Raw genomic sequence first — 25,924 nt, 5'->3', positions numbered from 1 at the left:
TTGCGGCGGGCGGGCGGCGGGGCGGATGATCGCCCGATGCCCTCTTCGTACCCCTCTCCCCGTCCCGACGGCCGCGCGGGCATCGACGCCGCGCTCGTGGAGCGTCTGATCGCCGCGCAGTTCCCGCAGTGGACGGGGTTGCCCGTGGTCCCCGTCGAGGTGGACGGCTGGGACAACCGGACGTACCGGCTGGGCGACGCGATGACGGTCCGGCTGCCCACCCGCGACTGGTACGCGCCCGCCGTGGAGAAGGAGCACCACTGGCTGCCGCGCCTGGCCCCGTCGCTCCCGGTCCCCGTGCCACCGGTGCTCGCGCTGGGGGCGCCCGGCGAGGGCTATCCCTTTCCGTGGTCGGTCCGCCGCTGGCTGCCCGGCGGGACGGCGGCGCGCGAACGCATCGGGGATCTGCCGGGCTTCGCGGTCGCGGTGGCCGGATTCGTGCGCGCTCTCCAGGGCTGCGACGCGGCCGGCGGTCCGGCGGCGGGCCCGCACAGCTTCCACCGGGGCGCGTCGCCCGCGCGCTACGACGAGGAGACCCGCGGCTGTCTGGCCGCCGCGGCGGACCGGGTGGACGCGGCCGGGGCGGCGGCGGTGTGGGAAGCGGCCCTGGCCGCCGAGTGGCAGGGGTCGCCGGTGTGGTTCCACGGCGATCTGGCGGCCGGGAACCTGCTGGTCCGGGACGGCGAGCTGGCGGCCGTCATCGACTTCGGCACCTGCGGGGTGGGCGACCCGGCCTGCGACCTGGTGATCGCCTGGACACTGTTCGACGGCGAGAGCAGGGCGGCGTTCCGGGACGCCGTGTGCCAGGACTCCGGTACCTGGGCGCGGGCCCGTGGCTGGGCGCTGTGGAAGGCGCTGCTCAATCTGACGCGGGACGCGGGGCTGCACGGAACGCCGGAGGAGCACGAACTGGGCGTGATCGACGCGCTGCTGGCCGACCACGACGCGTTCGGCTGAGCGCGGGCCCGGCAGCCGGCCGGCCGGTCAGCTGGTCATCGAGCGGGCCGCCGCGTACAGGTCCAGGACGGCCAGGCAGAGCGGGATCAGGGCCAGGAGCAGCAGTATTTCGGCCAGATCGGACAGGCGGCCCCAGAACGGGGACAGGCCCTTGCGGGGGACGACCAGCGCGATGCCGGTGAGCAGGGCGGCGCCGGCCGTGACGGCCAGGGCGAGCCACAGCGTACGGAGGTCGAGCGCGCCCGGGTCCTCCCCGGTCAGGATCGCGGCGACGGCGTCGGCCGGCGGGTGGAGGGCCAGCCCGATCACCAGCAGGCTCAGCGCGATGATGCCCGCGCCCAGCACGGTGGCGACCTGGGCGGTGTGGCGGAAGAGGCGGGCGCGCAGCAGCGTCGCGAGTCCGGCGACCAGGGCGAGGCCCCGGGCCCAGCCGTCGGCCGAGAAGCCGAGGACGGCGCCCGCCGCGACGACCACGAGGCAGCAGCCCCCGACGAGGCCGAGGAGGAGTTCGTGCCCGCGCCGGGCCCGTACCGCGATGCGCTCGGTGTCGACGGGGTCGGGGTCGCCGAGGCCGGGCTCGTCGTCGGGGTCGGCGTCCGTCGCGGACTGCGGGGCCGCGTACCCGATGGGCAGCCGGGCCACCCGTGCGGAGAGGCCGGGCAGGAACGCGACGGCGCCGATCGCGACGACCACGCACACGGCCGCCGTCTCGCGCGGCCGGGCCTCCGCGACGATCGACAGGAACGCGGCGAGGGTGCCGACCGCCGACGCGGACACGACGGCGACGAACGGGGCGTCCCCGGCCGGCAGCGCCACGACGAGCCCGGCCGAGACCACGAGCACCGCCGCGCAGCCCAGCATGAACTGGAGGCGGCCCGCCCCGGTGCCCGGATCGAGGGCCAGCAGCCCGGACCCGGCGATCATCACGTGCGGCAGGGCCGCCAGGCCGAGGGCGACGGCCGATGCCCGGTCCCCGTAACGCCGGGCGCGGACCCCCGCGAGCACGGCGAGCAGCCCGCCCACGGCGGCGGCGACGATCCCCGGCAGCCCGTGCATGTCGTGCCGGACCGGGTCGGCGAACCAGAGCACGAAGGCCGTGAGGACCAGCAGCAGCGCCCCGCCGAAGAGCCCGGCCGCACCCAGCAGCCGGTCGCTCCACAGGGCGCGGTCGCGCCGGACGGCGGAGGCGACCGCGTCGGCGACGTCGTCGAAGACGGCCGGTGGCAGCGACTCGGTGAACGGCCGCAGCCGCAGCACGTCCCCGTCCGGGACGCGCTGCACGCCCAGCGTGTGGGTGGCGTCCAGGACGGTGTTGTCGCGGCGGGTCAGGTGGAAGCCGGGCGGTGTTCCCGGCGGGACCTCCTGGCCGGTCAGCCGCAGGATCTCCGGCAGGAGATCGGCGACGGGGACGTCGTCCGGCAGGGCGACGTCGATGCGGCCGTCCGGCGCCACGACCGTTATGCGGCAGAAACCTGCGGTTGTGACGGTCGAACTCACCTGCTGTGCCCCCTCGTTCGCTCCCCGGCGCGCCGCCGATCGCTCACGCGCCGGTCAAATCCCCAACCACCGACGGCCGTTACCCTATCCGGGGCCCGTCCCCTCCCTCGATTAGGATGATCGGCGCGCGGAGCCGAGCCGCTGCCAGGGGGGTGCCGGCACACCATGCTCCGGGCAGCACTGAGGGACTGATTCGCCGGTGACCCAGATCGTCGTCAAGCGCCCGCCCCGCACGATGCCGCCCGAGGCCGCATCGGCGGAACTGCGGCTGGAGCCGCCGCCCGAGCTGCCGCGCGGACAGCAGGAGGGCATGGCCATGCAGCTCCTGCCGATGCTCGGCATGGGCTCGTCGGTGGTGTTCTTCTTCATGCCCGGCTCGCATCCGTTCATGAAGATCATGGGCGTCATGATGCTGCTGTCCACCTGTGCCATGGTCGTGGCCCAGGTGATCCGCCATCGCAAGGGCACCCAGGGCCAGTCGGCGCAGGGCCGCCGGGACTACCTCAAATACCTGGCGCAGACCCGGCGCAAGGTGCGCCGCACCGCCCGCGCCCAGCGCGACGCCCAGTTCCATCTGCACCCGGACCCGGGCCAGCTGTGGTGCCTGGTCGCCGAGGGGCAGCGGCTGTGGGAGCGCCGGATCACCGACGACGACTTCGGGCAGGTACGCGTCGGCCTGGGCCCGCAGCAGCTGTGGACGCCGCTCGTCGCGCCGACGACGGCCCCGGTGGACGAACTGGAGCCGCTGGCGGCGGGCGCCATGCACCGCTTCCTGGCCGCCCACGGCTCGGTGGACCGGCTCCCCATGGCGGTGTCCCTGCGCGCCTTCTACCACCTCGTGGTCTCCGGCGACCCCGAGTCGGTACGCGGCTGCGCCCGGGCGATGGTGGCGGGGCTGACCGCACTGCACTCCCCCGAGGACCTGACGGTCGCGGTGGTGGCCGCCCCGGACACGGCGGACCTGTGGGACTGGACGAAGTGGCTGCCGCACACCCAGGTCCCCGGCTCGACGGACGGGGCCGGCACCAAGCGGCTGTTCGGCGACGACCTGGCGGAGGTGGAGGCGCTGCTCCACAGCACGCTGGACGGCCGCTCCCGCTTCAGCCGCGAGGCCACCCCGCTCCTGGACCAGCCGCACGTGGTCCTCGTACTGGACGGCGGCGTCGTGCCGCCGGACTCGCTGTTCGCCTCGGCGGAGGGGCTCCAGGGGGTCACCGTCGTGGAACTGGTCCCGGAGGACCTGGCGGAGCCGCGCGGCGGCCTGCACCTCGCGGTGCGGCCGGACCGGCTGCGGGTGGAATCGGCCGGCGCCGCCTACCACGGCACGCCCGACCTGCTGCCCGTCGAGGCGGCGGAGGCACTGGCCCGCCAGCTCGCCCCGTTCCGGCTGGGCGGCGGCGGGGACGACGACGAACCCCTCCTGGCCAACCTGGACTTCACCGACCTGCTGAACATCGGCGACCCCGCGGCCGTGGACCCGGACACGGTGTGGCGGCCGCGCTCGGCGGCGGAGCGGCTGCGGGTGCCGATCGGTGTCGGCGAGGACGGCTCCCCCGTCATGCTCGACCTCAAGGAGGCCGCGCAGGAGGGCATGGGCCCGCACGGGCTGTGTGTCGGCGCGACCGGTTCCGGCAAGTCCGAACTGCTGCGCACCCTCGTCCTCGGCCTGGCGGTCACCCACTCGTCGGAGACCCTCAACTTCGTCCTGGCCGACTTCAAGGGCGGCGCCACGTTCTCCGGGATGTCCAAGCTCCCGCACGTCGCCGCGGTCATCACCAACCTCGCGGACGACCTCACCCTGGTCGACCGCATGCGGGACTCCATCACCGGGGAACTCCAGCGCCGCCAGGAGCTGTTGCGGACCGCCGGCAACTACGCCAACCTCACCGACTACGAGAAGGCGCGCGCCGCCGGGGCCCCGCTGGAGCCGCTGGCCTCACTCGTCCTGGTGATCGACGAGTTCAGCGAACTCCTCACCGCCAAGCCCGACTTCATCGACATGTTCATCCAGATCGGCCGCATCGGGCGGTCCCTGGGCGTGCATCTGCTGCTGGCCTCGCAGCGCCTGGAGGAGGGCCGGCTGCGCGGCCTGGACACCTACCTCTCGTACCGGATCGGTCTGCGGACCTTCTCCGCCGCCGAGTCCCGCACCGCCCTGGGCGTGCCCGACGCCTACCATCTGCCGTCGGTGCCCGGCTCCGGGTTCCTGAAGTTCGGCACCGAGGGGATGACCCGGTTCAAGGCCGCCTACGTGTCGGGGATCTACCGGCCGGGCACCGCACCGGCCCCCGGCGACGGGGAGCCCGTCATCGACCGGCGCCCCGTCCTGTTCACCGCCGCCCCGGTCGCGGTCCACTACCCGGAGCCGGAACCGGAGCCGAGCGCCCCCTTCGTACCCGGACGGACGACACCGGACGCCCTGGCGGACACCGTCCTCGACGTCATCGCCGGCCGGCTGGAGGGCCAGGGCCCCCTCGCCCACCAGGTGTGGCTGCCGCCGCTCACCGAGGCCCCCTCGCTCGACCGGCTGCTGCCCGCGCTCTCGGTGACGCCCGCGCGCGGCCTGCACGCGCCCGAGTACGCGCGGGGCGGCGGGCTCACGGTGCCGTTCGGCCTGGTGGACAAGCCGTTCGAGCAGCGCCGCGACACCCTCGTACGCGACTTCTCCGGCGCCGCCGGACACATGCTGATCGTGGGCGGGCCGCGCTCCGGGAAGTCCACCCTCGTACGCTCCCTCATCGGCGCCTTCGCCCTCACCCACACCCCGCACGAGGTGCAGTTCTACGGGCTGGACTTCGGCGGCGGAGGCATGACCGCCGTCGGGGGCCTGCCGCACGTCGGCGGAGTCGCCTCCCGGCTCGACCCGGAGAAGATCCGCCGCACGGTCGCCGAGGTCGCCGGCATCCTCAACCGGCGCGAAGCCCTCTTCCGGGACCGGGGCATCGACTCCATCACCACCTACCGCAGGCTGCGCGCGGCGGGCCGGCTGCCGGACGAGGCGTGGGGCGACGTCTTCCTGGTAATCGACGGCTGGCAGTCCTTCAAGACGGACTACGAGTTCCTGGAGCCCGTCGTCGCCGACATCGCCGCCCGCGGCCTCGGCCTCGGCATCCATCTGGTCGCCACCGTCTCCCGGTACATGGAAATGCGCGCCGCGCTCAAGGACCAGCTGCTCAACCGCCTGGAGCTGCGCCTCGGCGACCCGACCGACTCCGAACTCGACCGCAAGATCGCCAAGAACGTGCCGGTCGGCACGCCGGGACGCGGTCTGACGGCGGAACGGCTCCACTTCATGGGCGCCCTTCCGCGCACCGACGACTCGGCGGGCGGGGGCGGCGACGACCTGTCCGACGCCACCGCCGCGTTCGTCCGCTCGGTGGCCGACGCCTGGCCCGGCCCACACGCCCCGGCGGTCCGCATGCTGCCCCGGACGCTCGCCGCCCGCGACCTGCCGACCGGCCCGGACGGGGAGCGCGGCGGTGTCGCGATCGGCATCGACGAGATGAACCTCGCCCCCGTGTACGTGGACTTCGACACCGACCCGCTGTTCGCGGTGTTCGGCGAGTCGGAGTCCGGGAAGACGGCGCTGCTGCGGCTTCTCATCCGGCAGATCACCGCCCGCTACACCCCTGCGGAGGCCCTGATCTGCGTCGGTGACTACCGGCGCGGACTGCTGGAGTGCGTGCCCGAGCCGTACCTGGTCGGCTACGCGACGACGCAGAACACGTTCGAGTCGTACCTCAACGACATGAACACCCTCATCGGCAGCCGTATCCCGGGCCCCGACGTCACCCCGCAGCAACTGCGCACCCGCAGCTGGTGGCGCGGCCCGCGCGCGTTCATCATCGTGGACGACTACGACCTGGTCGCCACGTCCTCCGGCAACCCGCTGGCCCAGTTGGTGGACAACCTGCCCTTCGCCCGCGACACCGGCGTCAACTTCATCATCGCCCGCAGCAGCGCGGGCGCCGGACGCTCCTCGTACGAGCCGTTCATCCAGCGCTTCAAGGAGCTGGGCGCGCAGGGCGTCCTCCTGTCCGGCCACCCCAACGAGGGCGAGCTCCTGGGCAGTGTGAAGGCCCGCCCGCTGCCCCCGGGCCGCGGCGTGTTCGTCGCCCGCCGGGGCACACCGGCCCTGATCCAGACGGGATGGCTGGCGCCGGAGACGGATTAGGGCGCGAAGGGGGCACCGCGCCCAGCGGTGTTCCTGCGCCGCAGCAGCAGGATCGCGCCTACGGCGACGGCTGCGACGAGGGCCGCCCCGGCGGTGATCCACACGCCCGTGCCGATGGCCTTCCCGCCGCTCGCGCCGGCCGCCGCGGGGGCCGCCGTCGGCTGCTCCGCACGGGTCGCGGTGCCGCCGGGGGCGGTGCCGCCGGGCGCGGACGCGGCCGGTGACGGGGACGCGGCGGCGCGGGCCGCGACGAGCGGGTTCACGTCGGCGGGGCCGGGGTCGCCCGGATCACCGAGGACGGCCATGCGCGGGCGGACCGTGCCGTACCCGATGTAACGGCTGGGCACCTCGCCCTCGGTCGGCCGGGCCGCGGTGTTCATCAGGACGCGCAGCACTTGGTTCCCGGTCCAGTCGGGGTGCATGGACCAGATGAGGGCGGCGGAGGCGGATGCGATGGCGGTGGCTTGGCTGGTGCCGCCGCTGTTGCAGTAGCTCTTGTTGTCAGTACCGCATGGAACCTGAATCTCATCCCCCGGTGCCGCGAGCGCCACTTGAGGCCCCGACACCGAGAACTTAGCCGCCGCGGCCATCTCGTTGACGGCTGCGATGCCTGCGACGCCGAGACTTGCTGCGGGGTACTCGGCGTCGTTGCCCTCTGCACCGGAGTTCCCGGCGGAGGCCAGCAGCAACTTCCCACGCTGCACGGCGTGATCCACGGCTTGCTGGATCGCTTCTCGCTCGTCACTCTCAAGCGAGTAGTCCTCGAAACCCAACGACATGCTGATGATTTGGGCATCGCTTTCGGCAGCGTACCGAATAGCCTCGACCAGGGCTGAAACGCTGTTGATGCCGGATTCTTTGGACGACCCGAAGACGGTCAGGGGCAGGACCCGGGCGTCGGGCGCGAGGCCCTTCACGCCCTGACCATTTAGCCCGTTGCCGGCAATTAGCATTGCCATCCCCGTGCCATGACCGTTCTTGTCCTGGTGCGCCCCACGCTCGGGTTCCACAAAGTTCTTGCCCCGCAGTACCTTCCCCGTCAATTCGGGCGCTGTGGGATTCACCCCCGTGTCAAGCAGAGCGACGGTGATTCCCTTCCCGGTGCTGACCTTCCACATCTCCGGAGCCTGCATCCGGTCCAAGTACCACTCGCGCTCGCGCACGGTGTCCGCTGTCGCGGCCGGTGCGAGGGCGCCACCGAAAAGGAGTAAGGCGCCCAACGCCGACGCCACCACCGAAGCACGCCGACGCCGCCGCCCGGCCGTTGACCTCATGCCACCCATTCGTGTTCCTAGTCGATTACGGGCGGGACCACACCGTCGCCACCGGTCGCCCAGGTCTCCTCGTCCTCGGTGAGGTAGTCCGGGGACTCGCCGTCCCGTTGCGTACGCCGCCGGGCGCCCTGGGCACCGCCCATCGGCCCCATCGCACCCATACCCGCCGGACCTCGGACGAGACCGCTGCCCCCAGGTGTGAACTCCCTCGCCGCTCCCGCCTCGCGCGGTGCCCGCACCGTACCGCCGGGCCGGGTGACCAGACGCTGCGAACCGCCGGTGACACCCCCACGCCCCATCGGCGAGCCGACAGCTCCGACTCCATGGCCGCCCATCATTCCGGGGCCGGTCACAGGTCGTTCCCCGCCGATCACCGTGCCACGAGGACCACCTCCGGTCGGACCGGTCACGGGCCTGGCCGGTGTCCCGCCGTGGATACCCGGATCAGCCCGGACGATCGCGGGCGGTCGGACGCTCTCGACGCCTCCTCTGCCCACCGGCCCGACCGGCTCCCCCCGCCGCGTACCACCACCGCCGGGACCGGTCGGCCCCGTCTGCGAGGGCAGCACCACGGGCGGAATCGGGGTCTGCCCCCCGCCGCTGACCGGAGTCTGCGGCACAGGCGTCCCCGTGGCCGGAGGCGCCGTGACCACCGGGGCCTCCGGCAGCGTCACCGTGTCGATGTTCGTGCCCGTGGTGTCCGGGGCTCCAGAAACGATGGGCGTCGGCTGGGGAGCGTGGGTGGATACACCGGCGACGGGCGATGATCCGCCTTCGACGGGCTGCACCACGCCGGCGTGAGTGCCAGCCACCGAGCCACCTGCGACCAGCCCGCCGGACTCCGGAGGAGAGGCCGTAGAGGGCCCGGCCGAGTTGTAGGGCGTGACCACCCAGCCATACCTGTCCACGCTAGGCATCACCTCCTGCGGCAACGGCCGAAAGTTCGGTTCCTGCTGTGCCGCAATCGTCTGCTGCGCCATCAGGTAGTACGAGGCGAGCTTGTTCATCTGCGGAATCGCCTCGTTCCGCGCCTTTTCGACGGCCTCCAGTCGGGCCTTCTCCTTCTCCGCGTCCGCGTAGCACATCGCGGTGGCGTCGGGATGGCCCTGCATCGCCGCAGTGACCTCGCTGAGAGCCTGGCCGGCCGTCTGGAGCGAGGTGCCGGCGGCGCCCGCGTAGTCGGCCAGCTTGAGCGTCTCCCTGGCGAACTCGTCGCCCCACTCGTGGAACGCGTCGCCGCCCTTGCCCTTCCACGTGGTGCGGCTGACGTGCTCCTTGAGTTCGGTGCCGATCTTCTCGATCTCCGCCTGCGCGTCCACGAGCGCCGTGCCCCGGTCCATGATCGCCGTGGGGTTCACCCCTCGGATCATGCGGAGCATGTCCTCGTACGGCATGTTCTCGAAGTCGGTCGTGTGGTACTGCGCGTTGAGCGGCGGCAGCTTGCCCTTGTCGCCCATGGTCCGTTCCCCCCTCGCCCCGTTCGGATCGCGTGGCTAGAAACCGTCGGGGCCGCTGGTGGTACCCGTGCCCGCGGGCGGAACGTCCTTCGGCTGCCCGGTGTCCGGGCCCGCCTCCGGCTTCTGGTAGCCGGCCGCGACGCGCTTCTGGATCGCGTGCAGGCGCTCCGCGTACTCCTGGTCCACGTTCTCGTACCCCCGGTCGGCCAGGTCGACGGTGATGCCCATCGCCTCCAGCTGCTCACCGAGCGTCCTGGAGAGCTGGGTGAGCCGCAGGTGAACCACCTTGTACGTGACCGACAGCATCATCGCTTCCGCGAAATCGGTCCCGTACGCGGCGGCCTGGATCTCCTGTTCCCCGATGCGACTGTGGGCGGCCGGTGAACCGTCGAGCTTCGTGAGGAGCAGGTCCACACGTGTCTTGAACTTCTTCAGCGACTCACCCGGTGTGGCCAGGTCCGGCGCTCCGGGCCCCCCGCCCGGATGGCTCGGGTCGTTCAGCGGTGGGTCGTCCGGAAGACGCAATCCCATGCCCGCACCCCCCTATGGTGCCGTGATGCCCGCAGGTCAGCCGTGGAAGCGACGGGACTGGGCGAGGTCGTTCGCCGCGTAGCCCTCGGTCGCCTCCAGGAGCTTGTTCGCGATCGTCGTCAGCGTCTCGTGCATGTGGTTCACCTTGAGGTCCCACCCGCTGTGACGGTCGTAGAACGCCCGCTGCGTCTCACCGTCCCAGGTCGCGACGACGGCCTTGACCTTCGTGTTGAGCTCGTCGAGCTGGGTCTTGATGGTGCCGGCGGTGGTCCTGACCTGGTTGGATGCCTCGACGACACCCGAGTACGTGATTTCCATGGAACGGTCTGTCTCCTGAACGAAGGAACGAAGGTACGAAAACGAGTACGGCTACGGGCCGCGCGGAGGCGGCGGCTAGGAGACCTGGAACCGGTCCAGGATGCCGTTACTGCCCGTGTGGTCGACGCCGTCGATGCCCTTGAAGCTGTTGAGGCGCTCGACCTCCTCGGCGTCGAAGCCGTCGCGGCTCATCTGGACCGCTTCCTTCGTGAAGGCCAGGAGCTCCTTCAGGTTCCGCACGTCGAGGTTGACCTGCGCCTGAAGGCCGTTGTACGCGTTGGCCGCGACGCCCTTCCAGTGGCCCTCCACGGCGTCGATGACCCCGTTGAGCTGGGTGATCCTGCCTTCGAGCGTGTCGTGCATGTGACCGAGCTCGATGATGAGCTTGTCGATCTGCTCGGATGAAAGCTTGAGCCTGTCTCCCATGACGTGCCTTCCCCCAGGAGTGGATGGTGCGGGACACAGGCCACCCGCTGTCGCGTCCGGGCCCCCGCACCGCTTTTTTGCTGTTTCACTTTAGCTACGCGCAGCAACTATTCCAACATGCTTATGCGCCAAGCGAGTTGTTACTCATTCATCTACTTCAGGGCGCTCGTCGTCCCGGGTGCGCAACAGGACCGCGACCCCCGCGATCACCATCGCGAGCACGCCCGTCACGGCCAGGACGTACGTCGCGAGCCGGGTCATGCGCTCCTGCCGGGTCTCCCCCAGCTGGAGCGCCACCGGTTCCGGCCCGACCGGCCCGGCCGAGACCGCCCGGTCCGGGGTGGGCGCGTCCACCGGGTGCGCGTCGTCGTTGAGCGCGCGCACCGGGTCCACCACACCCCACCCGATGAAGTCGTCCCGGCCGTTCACCGCGCGCTCGGCGGTCTGCTCGATCTGGGCCACCACCTGGCCCTGCGTCCAGCGCGGGTGCTTGGCGCGGATGAGCGCGGCCACCCCCGCGACGTACGGCGCCGAGAAGCTGGTCCCGTTGTCCACGCACTGGCCGCCGCCGGGCACGGTGGACACCATGTCCACGCCCGGCGCCGCGACGCCGATGAAGTCCCCGGTCTGCGAGAAGGGCGCCCGCTCGTCGTTCCGGTCCGACGCGGCCACCGCGAGCACCCCCGGATATGCCGCCGGGTACGTCTTCTCGACCCGGTCGGTGAGCCCGTCGTTGCCGGCCGACGCGACCACCACGATGTCCTTGTCCAGCGCCTCGCGCACCGCGCGCGCCAGGTCGGAGTCGGCGCGCAGCGGCTTCGCGGTGTCCTGGGAGATGTTGATGACCTGGGCGTCTTCGCTGATGGCGTGCCGGATGGCCGTGGCCAGGGTCGCGGCGGTGCCGGTCCCCCGGTCGTCGTTCTGCCGGATCGGGATGATCGTCGCCTCGGGTGCGATGCCGACGAACCCGGTGCCCGCGCGGGGGCGGGCCGCGATGATCCCGGCGACCTTGGTGCCATGGCCCACGCGGTCGGCGGTGGCGTCACCGCGCCCCCTCGCCTTGCCCTTGCCCTTGCCCTTGCCCTTGCCGCCGGCCTTCTCCCCCGCCGCCGAGCCGTCCGGCTTCTCCGGCGGGAGCAGGTCGAGGCCGGCCGCGCGGTCCACGGCGGTGCGCAGTTGCGGGTTGACGGCGTCCACGCCGGTGTCGATGACGGCGACCCTCACCCCCTTGCCCCTGGTGTCCTGCCAGAGCTGATCGAACACCAGCCGCTGGAGCGACCAGGGGCGGCCCCGGATCTGCTTCGGCATCGGAAAAGTGCACTCGCCGCTGCCCTCGGCGCCCGTTTGCGGAACGGAATCCTCGGCGGCGGCGGGCGCCACGGGCAGGACCGGAATCCCTCCGGCCACCGTGAGCGTCAGCAGCAGTACGGCAGCGGCCCTGCGCGCCGGAAGGGCGATCGCACCATGGGTGATCATCTCGTAGGTCCCCTCCCCCGCTCTCTCAGGAACTCTGCGGCTGCTTGGCGCTGTTGGTGTCGAGGCGGGGCCCCTTGGGCAGCAGGTTCGACCAGTTCTCCGGCACCGGGACCGGCCGGACGTTGCGGTAACCGAGCCTGATCTGCGTCTGGTTGACCTCGACGGTCCGCTCCCCGGGGGCGCCGGGTTTCGCCGTCTCGCCGATCTCCGAGGGGTCGGCGCTGCTGTCGTTGTTGGTCTGCACCGCGTACCGCAGCCCCGTGTCCGTGACCAGGAAGAGCGAGCCGGTGGTGGGCGACGCCCCGCTGAACTGCCGGTACAGCACTCCGCTGCCCGGCGTCACGTAGGCGCTGGTCGCCCCGTCCAGGAAGCTCACCGGGTAGCGCGGGCCGGCCCAGGTCGTCAGCTCGGCCACCCCCTTGGCGTCCACCCCGTGCAGCACGTTGCAGACCGTTCCGGTCCGGGCGGCCGTGTCGTTGGCCTGGACGGGGATGCTCGCGGGCCAGCCCTTGTCCGCGTAGAACTCGTCCGGCGAGGGCGTGAACGACTGCGGGGCGACCTCCGCGGCCTGCGCCTTCTGGCCCAGCACCGCCGCCTCCGGGCTCGTCAGGAGCAGCCGGGCGACGAAGTCGGACACCGGTGCCACCTCGCCGGGCAGTACGACGTAGTGCTGCATCCCGGTGCCGGCGACGGCCTTGAGGACCATGCCCACCTTGTCCAGTCGGGCGTCCAGGCCGCCGCCCACCCCGGCCGGGGCGCCGGCCTTGCCGGGCAGCTTCGGAAAGTCGATGGCACTGCCGGTGTGCAGGGTGCGCAGCCAGTCGTCGGTGACCCGCTGGGGCCGGGCGCCGTCGCCGAACAGGGAGCGGCGCAGCACCTCTTCACGGGCCGGCGGCCGGTCGCCTCCGGTGGTCCCCACGGCGTGCCGTGTGCCGTCGGGTTCCACCAGGTACCGGGTGGCCTCGTCGCCGTCCGCCTCGACGTAGAGCGCCTGGCCCTCGTGCAGCCGCCGCTTGCCGCCGACCTTGCCGGCCTCCCGGTCGGCGAGCAGGAAGACGGCCTTCTGCACGGTGCGCCCCGCGCCGGCGCCGGGCTGTTCGCAGACCACCCACAGCTTGCCGCGCCCCGCCTCGGCGGCGCTGGGCAGCCGGTCGGGTGCGTAGGGGATGCCGAGCATGGGGCCGCGCTGGATGCCGCCGCCGTCGAGTACGGACTCGGGGACCTGCATCACCGAGGAGTTGTCCGGGTCCAGCAGCAGTTTCGCCGAGGCGAAGTTGAGCACCGGGTGCAGGCGCTTGACGCCCTTGGTCTCCAGGACGACGTACCGGGTGGTGGATTCGCTGCCGACGATGACGTGGGCGCCGGGGGCGCTCCAGCCGTTCGGCACCTTCGGTTTGAAGATGCCCCAGGCGCCGAAACCGGCCAGCAGCAGGGCGCCCACCACCAGCCCCGGCAGCACGGCGCGCAGCGGGCGCGGTGCCGCCTCGTCCGTGCCGGCCGCCGAGGGTTGCAGAAAGGCGGCGACCAGTCGCTTCTTCGCGAAGGTGTAGGCATTGAGTTCGTCACGCCGTGATGCCATCTGCCGGGCTTCCCCCTGGTTGTGTACGCCTCGCGAACCGCACCCACTATGCCCGCCCGGTCGGCGCCGCGCTGTACGGGCCCCGTTTTCGGGGCAGTTGGCGGTTGCCGGTCGTCGTGCCGATAGCGTGGGTGCGCTCGCGGATGCCGAAGTGCCGTGACGCGGAGGGGACACAGCGGGGATGAGCAGCACGACGAGTACGGTGACGAGGTTGCGATCGCATCCCCGGCCGGGACGGATCGGCGGTGTGCGGCTGCACCAGTTGGTGCTGCTGGAGGCGGCCGGTGCGCTGGTGCTGGTCGCGTGGGCCGCGCACCGCGCCCTGCTGGTGCCGGCGGCCGTGGTCGCCGCCCTCCTGGTGCTGGTCGCGGCCCTGCGCAGGCGGGGGCGTCCGGCGCTGGAGTGGTGCGCGACGGCGCTGGCGCTGCGGGCACGGCTGCGCGCGGCGCGCCGGCCGTGGTCCGCCGAGGGCGTCGATCCCGTCCTGGCACCGGTCCTTGAGTGCGCGGGCGCGCTGCGCACGTACACCTACCGGGACCGGAAGCGGGAGCGCGGGATCGGCATGGTGGGCGACGGCTCGTTCCTGACCGCGCTGCTTCTCGTGCAGGCCCGGAACGAGCCGCTGCGGGCGGAGCGTGCGGCGCGTCCGCTGGAGCTGGGGCTGCTGTACGAGGCCCTGGAGGTGGACGGCGTCCGGCTGGAGTCGGCGCAGGTCGTACAGCACACCCGGCCCGCACCCGGCCCGCGGCTTCCGCAGGATTCCCCGGCCACCCGGTCGTACGCGTCACTCCAGGCCGCATCGGGCACTCCGGCGGTCCGGCTGACGTGGATCGCCCTGAAGCTCGACCCGGCGCTGTGCCCGGAGGCGGTACGGGCGCGCGGCGGCGGGCTCGGCGGGGCGCAGCGGGCGTTGCTGCGGGCGGCGGACCAGCTGGCGAGCCGGCTGGCGGCGGCCGGGTTCGAGGTGTCGCTGCTGTCCGAGGAGCAGGTGGTGTCCGCGCTGGCGACGTCGGCCGGGGTGTCCGCGCAGGCCGTTCCGCCGGGGGCGGGGCCGGACGGGCCGGACGGGCCGGTGCGGCGGACGGCGGAGTCGGGCCGGGCCTGGCGCTGCGACGACCGCTGGCACACCACGTACTGGGTGGGGCGCTGGCCCCGGCTGGGTGCGGGGGCGGCGGCCTCGGCGGAGTTGGTGGCGCTGCTGACGTCGGCGCCGGCTCCGGTGAGCACGTTCAGTCTGACGGTGTCGCGCGGTACGGGCGGGGCGCCGGCCGTCACCGGTCATGTGCGGCTGACGGCGCACGGCGCGCAGGAGCTGGCCGGGGCGGGGCGTCGGCTGGAGCGCGCGGCGCGCGGTGCGAAGGTCGGCCTGGTGCGGCTGGATCGCGAACAGCTGCCCGGTGTGCTCGCCACTCTGCCGCTCGGAGGTGTCCGGTGACCGCTCCCCGTACCCGCTTCCGGGCCGGGCTCGGGCTGTTCGGTCCGCGCCGGGGCCGGCACACGCTGCCCGTGGACCGGCTCGCCGCGCTGCGGCTGCCGGTGGGGGACGACGGGGTCGTGGCGGGCAGCGACGCGCACGGGCGGCCCGCCGTGCTCGGCCTGTTCCGTCCGGAGCCGCTGGACGTGGTGCTCATCGGGGGTGTGTGGACGGCCCAGGTGCTGGCGCTGCGCGCGGCCGGTACGGGGGCGCGCGTCGCGATCGAGACGGCCCGGCCGCAGGCGTGGTCGGGGCTCGCGCGGTCCGTGGCCGGCGGCGAGCCGTCGATGACCGTGCACGAGGTGCAGCGGGTGGCTCCGCAGGGCGCGTCGGCGTCCGGCCCGGTCCTGGTGGTCCGGGACTGCGGCATGCGGCCCCCGCGCAGCCGGCTGGCCCCCGGGCCCTGGCAGTCCGTGCTGACGCTGCTGCCGTTCCCGGGTCCGGCGGCGCCGAGGCTGGTGGAGCACGCCGGGCTCGTCGGTGTCCAGCGGGTCTCGCCGGAGGAGGCGGCGGTGCTGGGCCGGGTGCTGCGGCTGCCGCGCGTGAACGCGGAGGCGCTGTCGCAGCTCGGCGACGACATGGTCCTGTGGTGCGCTCCGGGCCACCACAAGCTGGTCAAGCTCCTGCCGACGGACGTCGAGACCGGCCTGCTGGGCGCGCCCCGCCGCCTGGACTGACCGGGGGCCGCCGACCCCACCGGGCGCGCCGCCGACCCCGCCGACCCGCCGGCCCCGACGCCGCGCGCCGGCCCCGCGCTCACTCCGGCAGCAGCGGCAGCAGTTCCGGCAGGTGCCCGTCCGATGCGGCGGCCGCCGCGACGCGTTCCGCCGGGACCTCCTCGTACAGCGTGGTGCGCGGCTTCGCGGGCCGGCCGGCGAGTTCGGCGATGGCGGTCAGGTCGCGCACCGAGCGGTACGAGCCGTAACTCGACCCGGCCATACGGGAGATGGTCTCCTCCATCAGGGTGCCGCCCAGGTCGTTGGCGCCGGAGCGGAGCATTTCCGCCGCGCCCTCCGTGCCGAGCTTGACCCAGCTGGTCTGGATGTTGGTGATGTGCGGGTGCAGCAGGAGCCGGGCCATCGCGGTGACGGCCCGGTTGTCGCGGTCGGTGGGGCCGGGGCGGGCGATACCGGCGAGGTAGACGGGCGCGTTGGTGTGGATGAAGGGCAGCGTCACGAACTCGGTGAAGCCGCCGGTCTCCTGCTGGAGCGCGGCCAGGGTGCGCAGGTGGCCCAGCCAGTGGCGGGGCTGGTCGACGTGCCCGTACATCATGGTCGAGGAGGAGCGCAGGCCCACCTCGTGGGCGGTTTTGATGACCTCCAGCCAGGTCGCGGTGGGCAGCTTGCCCTTGGTGAGGACCCAGCGGACCTCGTCGTCGAGGATCTCGGCGGCGGTGCCGGGGATGGAGCCGAGCCCGGCCTCCTTCGCGGCGATCAGCCAGTCCCGGATGGACAGGCCGGTGCGGGTGGCGCCGTTGACGACCTCCATGGGTGAGAAGGCGTGGACGTGCATGCCGGGCACGCGCTCCTTCACCGCGCGGGCGATGTCGAAGTACGCCGTGCCGGGCAGGTCCGGGTGGATGCCGCCCTGCATGCAGACCTCGACGGCGCCCACGTCCCACGCCTGCGCGGCCCGGTCGGCGACCTGGTCCAGGGAGAGGGTGTAGGCGTCGGCGTCGGTGCGGCGCTGGGCGAAGGCGCAGAAGCGGCAGCCGGTGTAGCAGACGTTGGTGAAGTTGATGTTGCGGGTGACGATGTACGTGACGTCGTCGCCGACCACGTCCCGGCGCAGGGTGTCCGCGATCCGGCACAGCTCGTCCAGGGCCGGGCCGTCCGCGTGGAGCAGCGTGAGCGCCTGGTCGTCGGTGAGGCGGGTCGGGTCGTCGGCGGCCCGGCTCAGCGCGGCGCGCACGTCCCCGTCGATCCGCGAGGGCACCATGCCGGGGGCCGCCGCCTCGCGCAGCGCCTCCCAGTCCCCGTAGACGACGTCGAAGTCGTCGCGGCGGTCGGCGGTGCGGCCCTCGGTGTCGATGGTGCGGTGCAGGTCGGTGCGGCCGGAGGCGTTGAATCCCTCGTCGGGCTCCTGCCAGGGCAGCCCCTCGGGGATCGCGCCCTCCTTGGCGAGCCCGGTCTCCGGGTCGGCGAGCGCGCGTACGTGCGGCAGGAGGCGCGGGTCGAGCCAGGGTTCGCCGCGCCGGATGAACTCCGGGTAGATGGTGAGGCGTTCCCGCAGGGCGAACCCGGACTCGGCGGTGCGGGCGGCGAGTTCGTCGATGTGCGGCCAGGGGCGCTCGGGGTTGACGTGGTCCGGGGTGAGCGGCGAGACGCCGCCCCAGTCGTCGATGCCGGCGCCGATGAGCAGGGCGTACTCGGCGTCCACGAGGTTCGGCGGGGCCTGGATGCGGGCGGACGGGCCGAGGATGTGGCGGGCGACGGCGATCGCGGCGGCCAGTTCCTCCAGCTCGGCGTCGGGCATGCCGCGCATCGCGGTGTCGGGCTTGGCCCGGAAGTTCTGGACGATGACTTCCTGGATGCCGTGGTAGGCGCGGGCGGTGCGGCGCAGCGCGAAGAGGGCGTCGGCGCGTTCCTCGTACGTCTCGCCGATGCCGATGAGGAGGCCGGTGGTGAACGGCACGTTGGACCGTCCCGCGTCCTCCAGGACGCGCAGCCGTACGGCGGGTTCCTTGTCCGGGGAGCCGTGGTGCGGGCCCCCGGGCTCGGACCAGAGCCGGGTGGCGGTGGTCTCCAGCATCATGCCCATGGAGGGGGCGACGGGCTTGAGGCGCTGGAGGTCGGTCCAGGTCAGCACGCCGGGGTTGAGGTGCGGCAGCAGCCCGGTCTCCTCCAGGACCCGGATCGCCATGGCGCGTACGTAGGCGAGGGTGTCGTCGTACCCCTCGGCCTCCAGCCACTCCCGTGCCTCGGGCCAGCGGTCCTCGGGCCGGTCCCCCAGCGTGAACAGGGCCTCCTTGCAGCCCATCGCGGCGCCCTCGCGGGCGATGGCCAGCACCTCGTCGGGCGACAGGAACATGCCGTGCCCGGCGCGGCGGAGCTTGCCGGGCACGGTGACGAACGTGCAGTAGTGGCACTTGTCGCGGCAGAGCCGGGTGAGCGGGATGAAGACCTTGCGGGAGTACGTGATGACCCCCGGCCGGCCCGCCGCTTCCAGACCCGCGTCCCGCACCCGGGCGGCGGACGCGGCGAGGTCTCTCAGGTCCTCGCCGCGCGCCCGGAGCAGCACGGCGGCCTCCGCCTCGTCGAGGGCGACACCGTCACGGGCACGCTTGAGGGCACGCCGCATGGCGTTGGTGGTGGGGAGTCCGCGCTGGGGGTCGGTCATCCGGGTCCTCATTCGTGAGTAGGCGATTCCGGCTCGGCCCGGAGTGGGCTGCCGGACCGTCGAGATGCGCTGGCTTCGTAGTGGTCCCGTGGGCGTTGGGCTGTCTTTCCTGGATACCCCCGCGTTCGGATGGGGCGGCAGCGAAACCCCTGCGGGGCAGGGCAGGGGGCGAAATGTTGCCCTCTGGGTATGGCCGTTCCTCCGACCCGCGGGTTTGGATCTTCACCTGTAGTCCGGCTAGCGTGTGAGGTGTGGCCACGGTTCACGTGAAACGGGCGTTCAAGTACCGCTTCTATCCGACGGATGCGCAGGCGGCAGAGCTGTACCGCACGTTCGGCTGCGTGCGGAAGGTCTACAACCTCGCCCTCGCCGCCCGGACGGAGGCATGGACGCGGCGGGAACGACTCAACTACAACGCTACGTCGGCGATGCTGACGGCTTGGAAGAAGACCGAGGAACTCGCGTATCTCAACGAGGTCTCCTCCGTCCCGCTCCAGCAGGCGCTGAGGCATCTCCAGACAGCGTTCGCGAACTTCTTCGGCAGGCAGGCGAAGTACCCGCGTTACAAGTCGCGGAAGAGGTCGCGGAAGTCGGCGGAGTACACCACCAGCGCATTCCGGTTCCGTGACGGCGGGCTGACGCTGGCGAAGATGGCTCAGCCGCTCGACATCGTGTGGTCCCGTCCGCTGCCCGAGGGGGCGTCGCCGTCTACGGTGACCGTGTCCCAGGACGCGGCCGGGCGCTGGTTCGTGTCCCTGTTGTGCGAGGACCCCACCGTCCAGCCGCTGCCCGCCACCGACGCGGCGATCGGCGTTGATATGGGTCTGGACCATCTGCTGACTCTTTCGACCGGTGAGAAGGTCGCCAACCCCCGGCACGAGCGGCGCGACCGCGCCCGTCTCGCCAGGGCTCAGCGGCAACTGGCACGCAAGGCCGAGGGCGACGGCGCGAACCGGGCCAAGGCCCGCCGGAAGGTCGCCAAGGTCTACGCACGTATCGCCGATCGCAGGCGTGACCATCTGCACAAGCTCACCACTCGGCTCGTTCGTGAGAACCAAACGATCGTGATCGAGGACCTCGCCGTTCGGAACATGGTGAAGAACGGCAGCCTGGCCCGCGCCATCAGCGACGCCGCATGGTCGGAGTTCCGGAACATGCTGGAGTACAAGGCCCGCTGGTACGGTCGCGAAGTAATCGCGGTCGACCGCTTCTTCCCGTCCTCCAAGCTGTGCTCCGCCTGCGGCAGGTTGCGGGACAGGCTGCCGCTGAACGTCCGTACCTGGACGTGCGGCGGCTGCGGCACGACCCACGACCGGGACGTGAACGCGGCGAACAACACTCTGGCCGTCGGGCTGACGGCATCTGTCTGTGGAGCTGGTGTAAGACCTCAACGGAGTACTCCGGTCGGGCAGCTGGCGACGAAGCAGAAATCCCCACGGCGCGATCCGTAGGGATCTCCCTCCCTCGGGAGGGAGAGAAAGCCAAGGTCCGAGCATACGAGCGGGGCCCGGCTGGATCTCGCCGCAGGCCATCGCGTGCCCGGTTCGCCGCGTCGGCCCGTGCGGCGCCGGTCAACGGCTCGCCGGGGCTTGTCGCGTACGAGAAGGTGCCCCCGCGCGTCGAGTACATCCTCACACGGGGGTCCGCCTCAACGAGGCCCTGAAACTGCTGGCGGCGTGGGGCCGCGAGCGGGAGGCCGGGACCGCCCCGCCCATGCCCCGGGTCCCGTGAATCCCCTGCCGCCGGGCCCCGGCGTCTGGTGGCCCCGGGTGGGCGTTCGGCCCCTCGCGTACCGTTCCGCCCATGACTGCGGGTTTCGAGGGACGCGTGATCGATGGGCGCTTCGAACTGCTGGAGCGGCTCGGTGGCGGAGGCATGGGGCTGGTCTGGCGGGCGCGTGACATCGTCCTGCACCGGGAAGTGGCGCTGAAGGAGGTACGGCCGCCCGATCCGGAGCTGCTGCGGCTGCGTCCGGACGCGCCGGAGATGCTGCGGAAACGGGTGCTGCGCGAGGCCGTGTCGCCGGCCCGGATCACCCACCCGAACGTGGTGACCATCCACCACATCGTGAGTTCGCCGGAGGTGGAGCACCCCTGGCTGGTGATGGAGCTGGTCTCGGGCGGCTCGCTCCAGGACCGGCTGGAGCGCGGCCTGTGTACGCCGGCCGAGGCGGCGCGGCTGGGCCGGGGTGTGCTGGCCGGGCTGCGGGCCGCGCACGAGGCGGGCATCCTGCACCGTGACGTGAAGCCGGGCAACGTGCTGCTGCGTACGGACGGCACACCGCTGCTCACGGACTTCGGGATCGCCGCCGTGCGCGAGGCGACCAGCCTCACCAACACCGGTGAACTGGTGGGCTCCCCCGACTACATGGCCCCGGAGCGGCTGCGCGGGCACGACGACGAACCGTCGTCGGACCTGTGGTCGCTGGCGATGATGCTGTACGTGGCGGTCGAGGGCCACCATCCGATGCGCCGCTCGTCCACCCTCGCGACGCTGGCCGCGATCTTGGAGGAGGACGTTCCGGGCCCCCGGCAGGCGGGGGCGCTCGGCCCCGTACTGCGGTCCGTCCTGGTCAAGGACGTCGCCTCGCGGCCGGACGCGGAGCGGCTGGACCGGCTGCTCGCCGAGGTGACGGACGAGCGCCCCGCGCCGGTCGTCGAGGACGCGCGACCGGCCCCCGGCCCCTCGGCCGCGTACACCCCGACGGAGGCCGGGACCCCGGCGCCGACGGCCGGCTACACCCCACGGAGCCGGGAACCCCGGCGCCGGCGCGGCCCGAACCGGCCGACGCCCGTCCGGGCGGGGACACCGAGGGACGGGGCGAGCCTGCGGCGACGACGGGCCGAACGCCCGTGCAGGCCACCGGGAGCAGCCGGGCCGTGCGCCGGGTGCTGATCCCCGGAGTCCTGCTGACGGCCGTGGTGGCCGGGCTGCTCAACAGAGGGCTCATACCCGGCCTCGGCGACGACGACAACGCGTCGGCGGGCGCCAAGCCCACGCGGTCCGCGACCCACTCCCACTCCTCCACACCGAGCCCGACACCGACGCCCACCCCCACTCCCACGCCCACACCGACTGCGGACACGGACCTCGTCAGCGCGGCGGGCGGCCGGCGGATCGTCAAGGAGCTCAAGGCGGTGACGGGCGGAACGAAGGTGCTCGCCTGGTTCTCCATCCACCAGAGCCACGCCTCGGGCAACGTGCCCGTGAAGGACAAGGAGATGCCGAACGACCGGGTCTACGACGGCTTCTCGTACGACGAGGGCTCCGGCAAGCTCGACGGCAACAAGGGCATACTCGACGGTCAGACCCCGATGGACCTCAGCCAGGTCGACTGGGACAGCTTCCCCCGCCTCCTGCGCTTCTGCTACAAGGAAATGGGGGTACGGAACGCGGACCCCACCAAGACCTATGTGATCTTCGACTGGGAGAACGGCAAGCAGGCCATGCGGTTCTACGTCAACGGCGACTACCGGACCTCGGCCATGCTCACCGTCTCGTTCGACGGCAAGATTTTGCGGCGGAGCGACGCACGCTGACCCCGGCTACGGGGTGCCCGAGGCCACCCGCGCCCACACCGTCTTCCCGATGACCCGGTCCGCGACGCCCCACTCCGCCGCCAGCGCAGCCACCAGCCGCAGCCCGTACCCCGACTCCGCGTCGGGCCCGCCCGCGCACAGCTCGGGCCGCCGCTCGCCGCGCGCGTCGGACACCTCGACGCGGAACCCGCCCGCCGCCTCGGGGAGCACCCGCAGCTCGAAGTCCCGCCCCGTCACGCGGCCGTGCAGCACCGCGTTGGCCGCCAGCTCGGCCACGACCGCGGCGACGTCGTCGGACAGCTCGCTCCCGTAGGGCACGCCCCAGGCGTCCAGCTGTTGCACGGCGAGCCTGCGGGCGAGCCGGGCTCCGCGACGGGAGGCGCTGAAGCGCTGGACGAATTCGGTACCCACAAGAGTGATTTCGGCGTTCATGTGACTCAGCGTGGCCGCGTACTCGTACGCTGACCAGGAGTGACACCACGACTCCGTGGAGCGGTACGGCCCTGCCCTACCGGCTGTACGGGAAGTCGGCCGTGACCGGACGGACAGAGGCGGTACGGGGCAGATGACGAACACGCAACGTGAGGAACGGCCGGAGCGCCCGGCCGAATCGGACGGCACGGCGCACCTGTTCAGGGCGCTGGGCCGCCAGTTGAAGTTTCTGCGCGAACAGGCGGGCATGAGCCAACGGGAGTTGGCCCAGGCGACGCACTGCGGCGAGGACCTGATCTCCGCGATGGAACGGGGCGTACGCACCCCGCAGGTGGAGTTCCTGGCCCTGGCGGACAGGGCGCTGAACACGGGCGGACTGCTGTCGGCGGCGGCGGAGGAGGTGAGGGAGGCTCTGAAGCGGGCTCGCCTGCGGCATCCAGGGTGGTTCCGGGACTTCGCCCGGACGGAGGCCGAGGCTGTGGCCCTGCACGACTACAACAACCAGGTGATCCCTGGCCTACTCCAGACCGAGGAGTACGCGCGAGCGGTATTCACCCAGCGGCGTCCCTTGCTGGACGAACGGACCATCGAGAAGCGCGTGGCAGACCGGCTGGCACGCCAGCAGATCTTCGACCGCTGGCCTCCTCCGACACTCAGCTTCATCATCGAGGAAGCCGTCCTGCAACGCCCGATCGGCGGACGAGCCGTCCACCGAGCACAGATGCAACGGCTGCTCACCGTGGGGCGCATGCGTACGGTCGAACTCCAGGTCATGACGACGGACCGGACCGAACACCCCAGCCTGAACGCATCATTCACGCTAGTGACTCCGAAGGGTCGGCCAGAGGCCGCGTACACCGAGACTTACGGGCATGGAAGGCTGATCACAGACCCGGCCGAGGTACGAGTCTTCACCGAACGCTTTGGCATTATGCGAGCGCAGGCTCTCTCCCCCAGGGAGACCCTGGCGCTCATTGAGAAGATGTTGGGAGAGCAATGAACACTGAGCAACTCCACTGGTTCAAGAGCAGCTACAGCGACGGTGAGGGCGGCAACTGCATCGAGGTCGCCTTCGACTGGCGCAAGTCGAGCTACAGCACGGGCGAGGGCGGGGAGTGCATCGAGGTCGCGTCGTGCGACTCCGCCGTGCATGTGCGCGACTCGAAGAACGTCCCCGGCCCCCACTTCGACGTGGCGCCCACGGCCTGGTCCGCGTTCGTCACGTACGCCCGCCAGGTCTGACCCGCCCCGGACGGCGAGCCCCGGACGGGCGCTCGCCGTCCGCCCGCCGGAGGCGCATGTTCCACTTAGTGACCGAGCCTTGACTCTCCGCTTGGTCTATACCAATGATTCGACGCATGCCGAACATGAGAAGAACTCTCGCCGCGCTCGCACCGCTGCTGCTGGCCGCGGGCCTCGCCGCCCCCGCCTCGGCGGCCCCGGCCGCTGCCTGGCCGCCGCCCGCCACCGCCTACAACCACGTCGAGACCGACGACCCGGTCCTCTTCATCACCATTGACGACGGCTGGGGCACCGAGGACGCAGCCGGGGCCCAGCGCCTGCTCATCGAGCGGCGCATTCCCGCCTCGCTGTTCCTGCTGCCCGACGCCTACAAGCGCGACCCGGCCTACTACCGCACCCTGCTCGCCAACAGCCCGGTGCGGGTGGAGAACCACACCCTGACCCACCGTGACATGACCACCCTGAGCGAGACCGAGCAGCGCCAGGAGATCTGCGGGGCCCGCGACCGCCAGCTCGCCGCCTTCGGCGACAGCCCCCAGCTCTTCCGCCCGGCGGGCGGCGCGACCTACCAGTGGCCGTACTACAACGACGCGACCCGGACCGCCGCCGCTGCCTGCGGCGCCCGCTCCGTCGTCACCTGGACCCACGACCTGACCACCTGGGGCGAGTGGTCACCCGAGGTGCCCGAGCTGAAGTCCGGGGACATCGTGCTCCTCCACATGGGACCGCAACTGGAGGGCGACCTGCGCCGGGTCCTCGCCGCCGCGGACGAGGCAAACCTCACCCCGGCCCGCCTGCGCGACTACCTCCGCACCGCCTCCTGACCCCAGACCGGCAGCACCGACGGCCCAGGCGGTGGGCGTGTGGCAGTACTCGCCGAGCCTCGTGCCCGGCCTGCTCCACCGCGCCGACCGCGTCGTCTTCCACCGCCCCCTAGTGCCGCAAAGCACCCGAAACGCCTCCGGCCAGACCACTACAGTCAGGCCCGTGACCATGGACACCACCCCCGCCGCCACCGATCCGCCGGCTCTGCGCGAGGCCCTCGTCGCGAAGATCGACGGCCTCGGCACCTTCCGCACCCAGGCGGTCAAGGACGCCTTCCGCACCGTGCCCCGGCACGTGTTTCTGCCCGGCACCGACCCGGCCACGGCATACGCGCCCAAGCAGGTGGTGACCAAACGCGCGGCCGACGGGACCGCCGTCTCCTCCGCCTCCAGCCCCAACATCGTGGCGATCATGCTCGAACAACTCCAGGTCGCCAACGGGCAGAAGGTGCTGGAGGTCGGCGCGGCCACCGGCATCAACGCCGCCCTGCTCAGCGAGCTGGTCGGCACCACCGGCACCGTGACCACCATCGAACTCGACCACGACCTCGCCGAAGGCGCCCGCACCCACCTCGCCGAGGCCGGGTACGACCGCGTCACAGTGTTGTGCCGCGACGGCGCCCTCGGTGATCCGGACGGGGCTCCGTACGAGCGGATCATCGTCACGGCCGGCGCATGGGACATCCCCGCCGCCTGGTGGCAGCAGCTCACCGCCGGAGGACGCCTCGTCGTGCCCCTACGCCTCCACAGCAGCGGCCTGACCCGCTCGCTCGCCTTCGAGCGCACCGACAGCGCGAGAATGGTCAGCACGAACGCCGCCACCTGCGGTTTCGTGCCCATGCGCGGCGCCACCGAGATGGGCGAGATCCACGTCCGGCTCGCCGACGAGACCATCCTCAAGGTCGATGCCGACGACCTTCCCGACGAACCCGCCCTCGCCGCGGCTCTCGGCCATCCCGCGCACCAGCAGTCGACCGGCATCCGTATCCAGCACGACGAGATGGCCGCCCACCTAGACCTCTGGCTCGCCACCGTCAACAGCGGACTCCACTTCGGCAAGCTCTCCGTCTCCGATACCGCCCGCGCCCTCGGCCTGGCCGACCCCGCACGCCAGTGGTCCGGAGCCGGCCTGTACCGGAACGGCACCGTCGCGTACCTCACCACCCGCCCTGTCGACGATGACACCTACGAGTTGGGCATCACCACCCACGGCCCGGACGCCAACAAGATCGCCGCCGAAGTCAACGACCTGCTGCACCACTGGAGCCGGGAGCGGCCCGCGCAACCCATCGTCACCGCATACCCCGCCGCTACGCCGGACGACCACTTGGCCCACGGCGCCCGCGTCGACCGGCCCGAAACGCGCCTGACCATCGGTTGGTGAA

At 72.2% G+C, this 25,924-nt stretch carries 20 protein-coding genes and 1 pseudogene; 11 read left to right on the top strand and 10 right to left on the bottom strand.

All coding sequences use genetic code 11. The annotated features are described in order from the left end of the window. Window positions 1–36 precede the first annotated feature (36 nt). Window positions 37–957 (top strand): aminoglycoside phosphotransferase family protein, encoded by a 921-nt coding sequence (locus DNK56_RS03580; protein WP_111330348.1) that lies wholly within the window; start codon window positions 37–39, stop codon window positions 955–957. A 27-nt stretch (window positions 958–984) separates the two neighbouring features. On the opposite strand, the gene eccD is transcribed toward DNK56_RS03580, so the two are convergent. Beyond that, entirely contained in the window at window positions 985–2,454 is a 1,470-nt protein-coding gene (gene eccD, locus DNK56_RS03575) for a type VII secretion integral membrane protein EccD (protein ID WP_111330346.1), read from the bottom strand. A 199-nt stretch (window positions 2,455–2,653) separates the two neighbouring features. On the opposite strand from eccD, the gene eccCa reads away from it, so the two are divergent. Continuing rightward, window positions 2,654–6,628, top strand: a complete 3,975-nt coding sequence (gene eccCa, locus DNK56_RS03570) for a type VII secretion protein EccCa (RefSeq protein WP_111330344.1) — start codon at window positions 2,654–2,656, stop codon at window positions 6,626–6,628. Here eccCa and DNK56_RS36420 read toward each other — a convergent pair. From DNK56_RS36420 to eccB, 7 genes are all read right to left on the bottom strand, one after another. Further along, window positions 6,625–7,791, bottom strand: coding sequence for a S8 family serine peptidase (locus DNK56_RS36420; protein WP_274543583.1), 1,167 nt, complete (start codon window positions 7,789–7,791; stop codon window positions 6,625–6,627). The genes eccCa and DNK56_RS36420 overlap by 4 nt on opposite strands. 128 nt (window positions 7,792–7,919) lie before the next feature. Beyond that, window positions 7,920–9,359, bottom strand: a complete 1,440-nt coding sequence (locus DNK56_RS03560; RefSeq protein WP_111330342.1) for a hypothetical protein — start codon at window positions 9,357–9,359, stop codon at window positions 7,920–7,922. A gap of 36 nt (window positions 9,360–9,395) precedes the next feature. Next, window positions 9,396–9,890 carry a hypothetical protein gene (locus tag DNK56_RS03555; RefSeq protein WP_241989745.1) on the bottom strand — a complete coding sequence of 165 codons (495 nt, stop codon included), beginning with the start codon at window positions 9,888–9,890 and terminating at the stop codon, window positions 9,396–9,398. Window positions 9,891–9,926: 36 nt separating this feature from the next. Further along, a complete protein-coding gene (locus DNK56_RS03550; RefSeq protein WP_111330340.1) occupies window positions 9,927–10,208 on the bottom strand; it encodes a WXG100 family type VII secretion target in 282 nt (93 codons plus the stop codon). A 75-nt stretch (window positions 10,209–10,283) separates the two neighbouring features. Continuing rightward, entirely contained in the window at window positions 10,284–10,634 is a 351-nt protein-coding gene (locus tag DNK56_RS03545; protein ID WP_111330338.1) for a WXG100 family type VII secretion target, read from the bottom strand. A 144-nt stretch (window positions 10,635–10,778) separates the two neighbouring features. Continuing rightward, window positions 10,779–12,110 carry a type VII secretion-associated serine protease mycosin gene (gene mycP / locus DNK56_RS03540; RefSeq protein WP_446750446.1) on the bottom strand — a complete coding sequence of 444 codons (1,332 nt, stop codon included), beginning with the start codon at window positions 12,108–12,110 and terminating at the stop codon, window positions 10,779–10,781. A gap of 25 nt (window positions 12,111–12,135) precedes the next feature. Beyond that, window positions 12,136–13,689, bottom strand: coding sequence for a type VII secretion protein EccB (gene eccB / locus DNK56_RS03535; RefSeq protein WP_111330336.1), 1,554 nt, complete (start codon window positions 13,687–13,689; stop codon window positions 12,136–12,138). Window positions 13,690–13,936: 247 nt separating this feature from the next. Between eccB and eccE the strand changes: the two genes are divergently transcribed. Both eccE and DNK56_RS03525 read left to right on the top strand, forming a co-directional pair. Beyond that, entirely contained in the window at window positions 13,937–15,124 is a 1,188-nt protein-coding gene (eccE, locus tag DNK56_RS03530; protein ID WP_111330334.1) for a type VII secretion protein EccE, read from the top strand. Further along, window positions 15,121–15,840 (top strand): hypothetical protein, encoded by a 720-nt coding sequence (locus DNK56_RS03525; RefSeq protein WP_111330332.1) that lies wholly within the window; start codon window positions 15,121–15,123, stop codon window positions 15,838–15,840. Before eccE ends, DNK56_RS03525 begins: the two co-directional genes overlap by 4 nt. A 79-nt stretch (window positions 15,841–15,919) precedes the next feature. Here DNK56_RS03525 and DNK56_RS03520 read toward each other — a convergent pair whose 3' ends face one another. Further along, entirely contained in the window at window positions 15,920–18,502 is a 2,583-nt protein-coding gene (locus DNK56_RS03520; RefSeq protein ID WP_199563892.1) for a bifunctional FO biosynthesis protein CofGH, read from the bottom strand. Window positions 18,503–18,753: 251 nt separating this feature from the next. On the opposite strand from DNK56_RS03520, the gene DNK56_RS03515 reads away from it, so the two are divergent. From DNK56_RS03515 to DNK56_RS35710, 3 genes and pseudogenes are all read left to right on the top strand, one after another. Continuing rightward, window positions 18,754–19,953 (top strand): RNA-guided endonuclease InsQ/TnpB family protein, encoded by a 1,200-nt coding sequence (locus DNK56_RS03515; RefSeq protein WP_111330328.1) that lies wholly within the window; start codon window positions 18,754–18,756, stop codon window positions 19,951–19,953. A 352-nt stretch (window positions 19,954–20,305) separates the two neighbouring features. Further along, a pseudogene (locus DNK56_RS35715) lies at window positions 20,306–21,131 on the top strand (serine/threonine-protein kinase); the annotation flags it as partial. Window positions 21,132–21,381: 250 nt separating this feature from the next. Then, window positions 21,382–22,041, top strand: a complete 660-nt coding sequence (locus DNK56_RS35710) for a hypothetical protein (protein WP_241989742.1) — start codon at window positions 21,382–21,384, stop codon at window positions 22,039–22,041. A gap of 6 nt (window positions 22,042–22,047) precedes the next feature. Here the strand turns inward: DNK56_RS35710 and DNK56_RS03505 are convergent, their stop codons facing one another. Further along, the gene (locus tag DNK56_RS03505) at window positions 22,048–22,473 is read right to left on the bottom strand and encodes an ATP-binding protein (RefSeq protein WP_111330326.1); all 426 of its coding nucleotides are present in this window, start codon (window positions 22,471–22,473) and stop codon (window positions 22,048–22,050) included. A gap of 133 nt (window positions 22,474–22,606) precedes the next feature. On the opposite strand from DNK56_RS03505, the gene DNK56_RS03500 reads away from it, so the two are divergent. The 4 genes from DNK56_RS03500 (at window position 22,607) to fxlM (ending at window position 25,923) form a co-directional block, all read left to right on the top strand. Beyond that, window positions 22,607–23,473 carry a helix-turn-helix domain-containing protein gene (locus tag DNK56_RS03500; RefSeq protein ID WP_111330324.1) on the top strand — a complete coding sequence of 289 codons (867 nt, stop codon included), beginning with the start codon at window positions 22,607–22,609 and terminating at the stop codon, window positions 23,471–23,473. Next, window positions 23,470–23,715: a DUF397 domain-containing protein gene (locus tag DNK56_RS03495; protein ID WP_111330322.1), complete on the top strand. Its 246-nt coding sequence runs from the start codon at window positions 23,470–23,472 to the stop codon at window positions 23,713–23,715. Before DNK56_RS03500 ends, DNK56_RS03495 begins: the two co-directional genes overlap by 4 nt. A 116-nt stretch (window positions 23,716–23,831) precedes the next feature. Next, window positions 23,832–24,539, top strand: a complete 708-nt coding sequence (locus DNK56_RS03490) for a polysaccharide deacetylase family protein (protein WP_241989741.1) — start codon at window positions 23,832–23,834, stop codon at window positions 24,537–24,539. Window positions 24,540–24,708: 169 nt separating this feature from the next. Beyond that, entirely contained in the window at window positions 24,709–25,923 is a 1,215-nt protein-coding gene (gene fxlM, locus DNK56_RS03485; protein ID WP_111335414.1) for a methyltransferase, FxLD system, read from the top strand. Window position 25,924: the final 1 nt, after the last annotated feature.

Source organism: Streptomyces sp. AC1-42W (assembly GCF_003248355.1).
In the GTDB taxonomy this organism is placed as follows: Bacteria; Actinomycetota; Actinomycetes; order Streptomycetales; family Streptomycetaceae; genus Streptomyces.
This window is presented reverse-complemented; position numbering and strand designations above follow the sequence as displayed.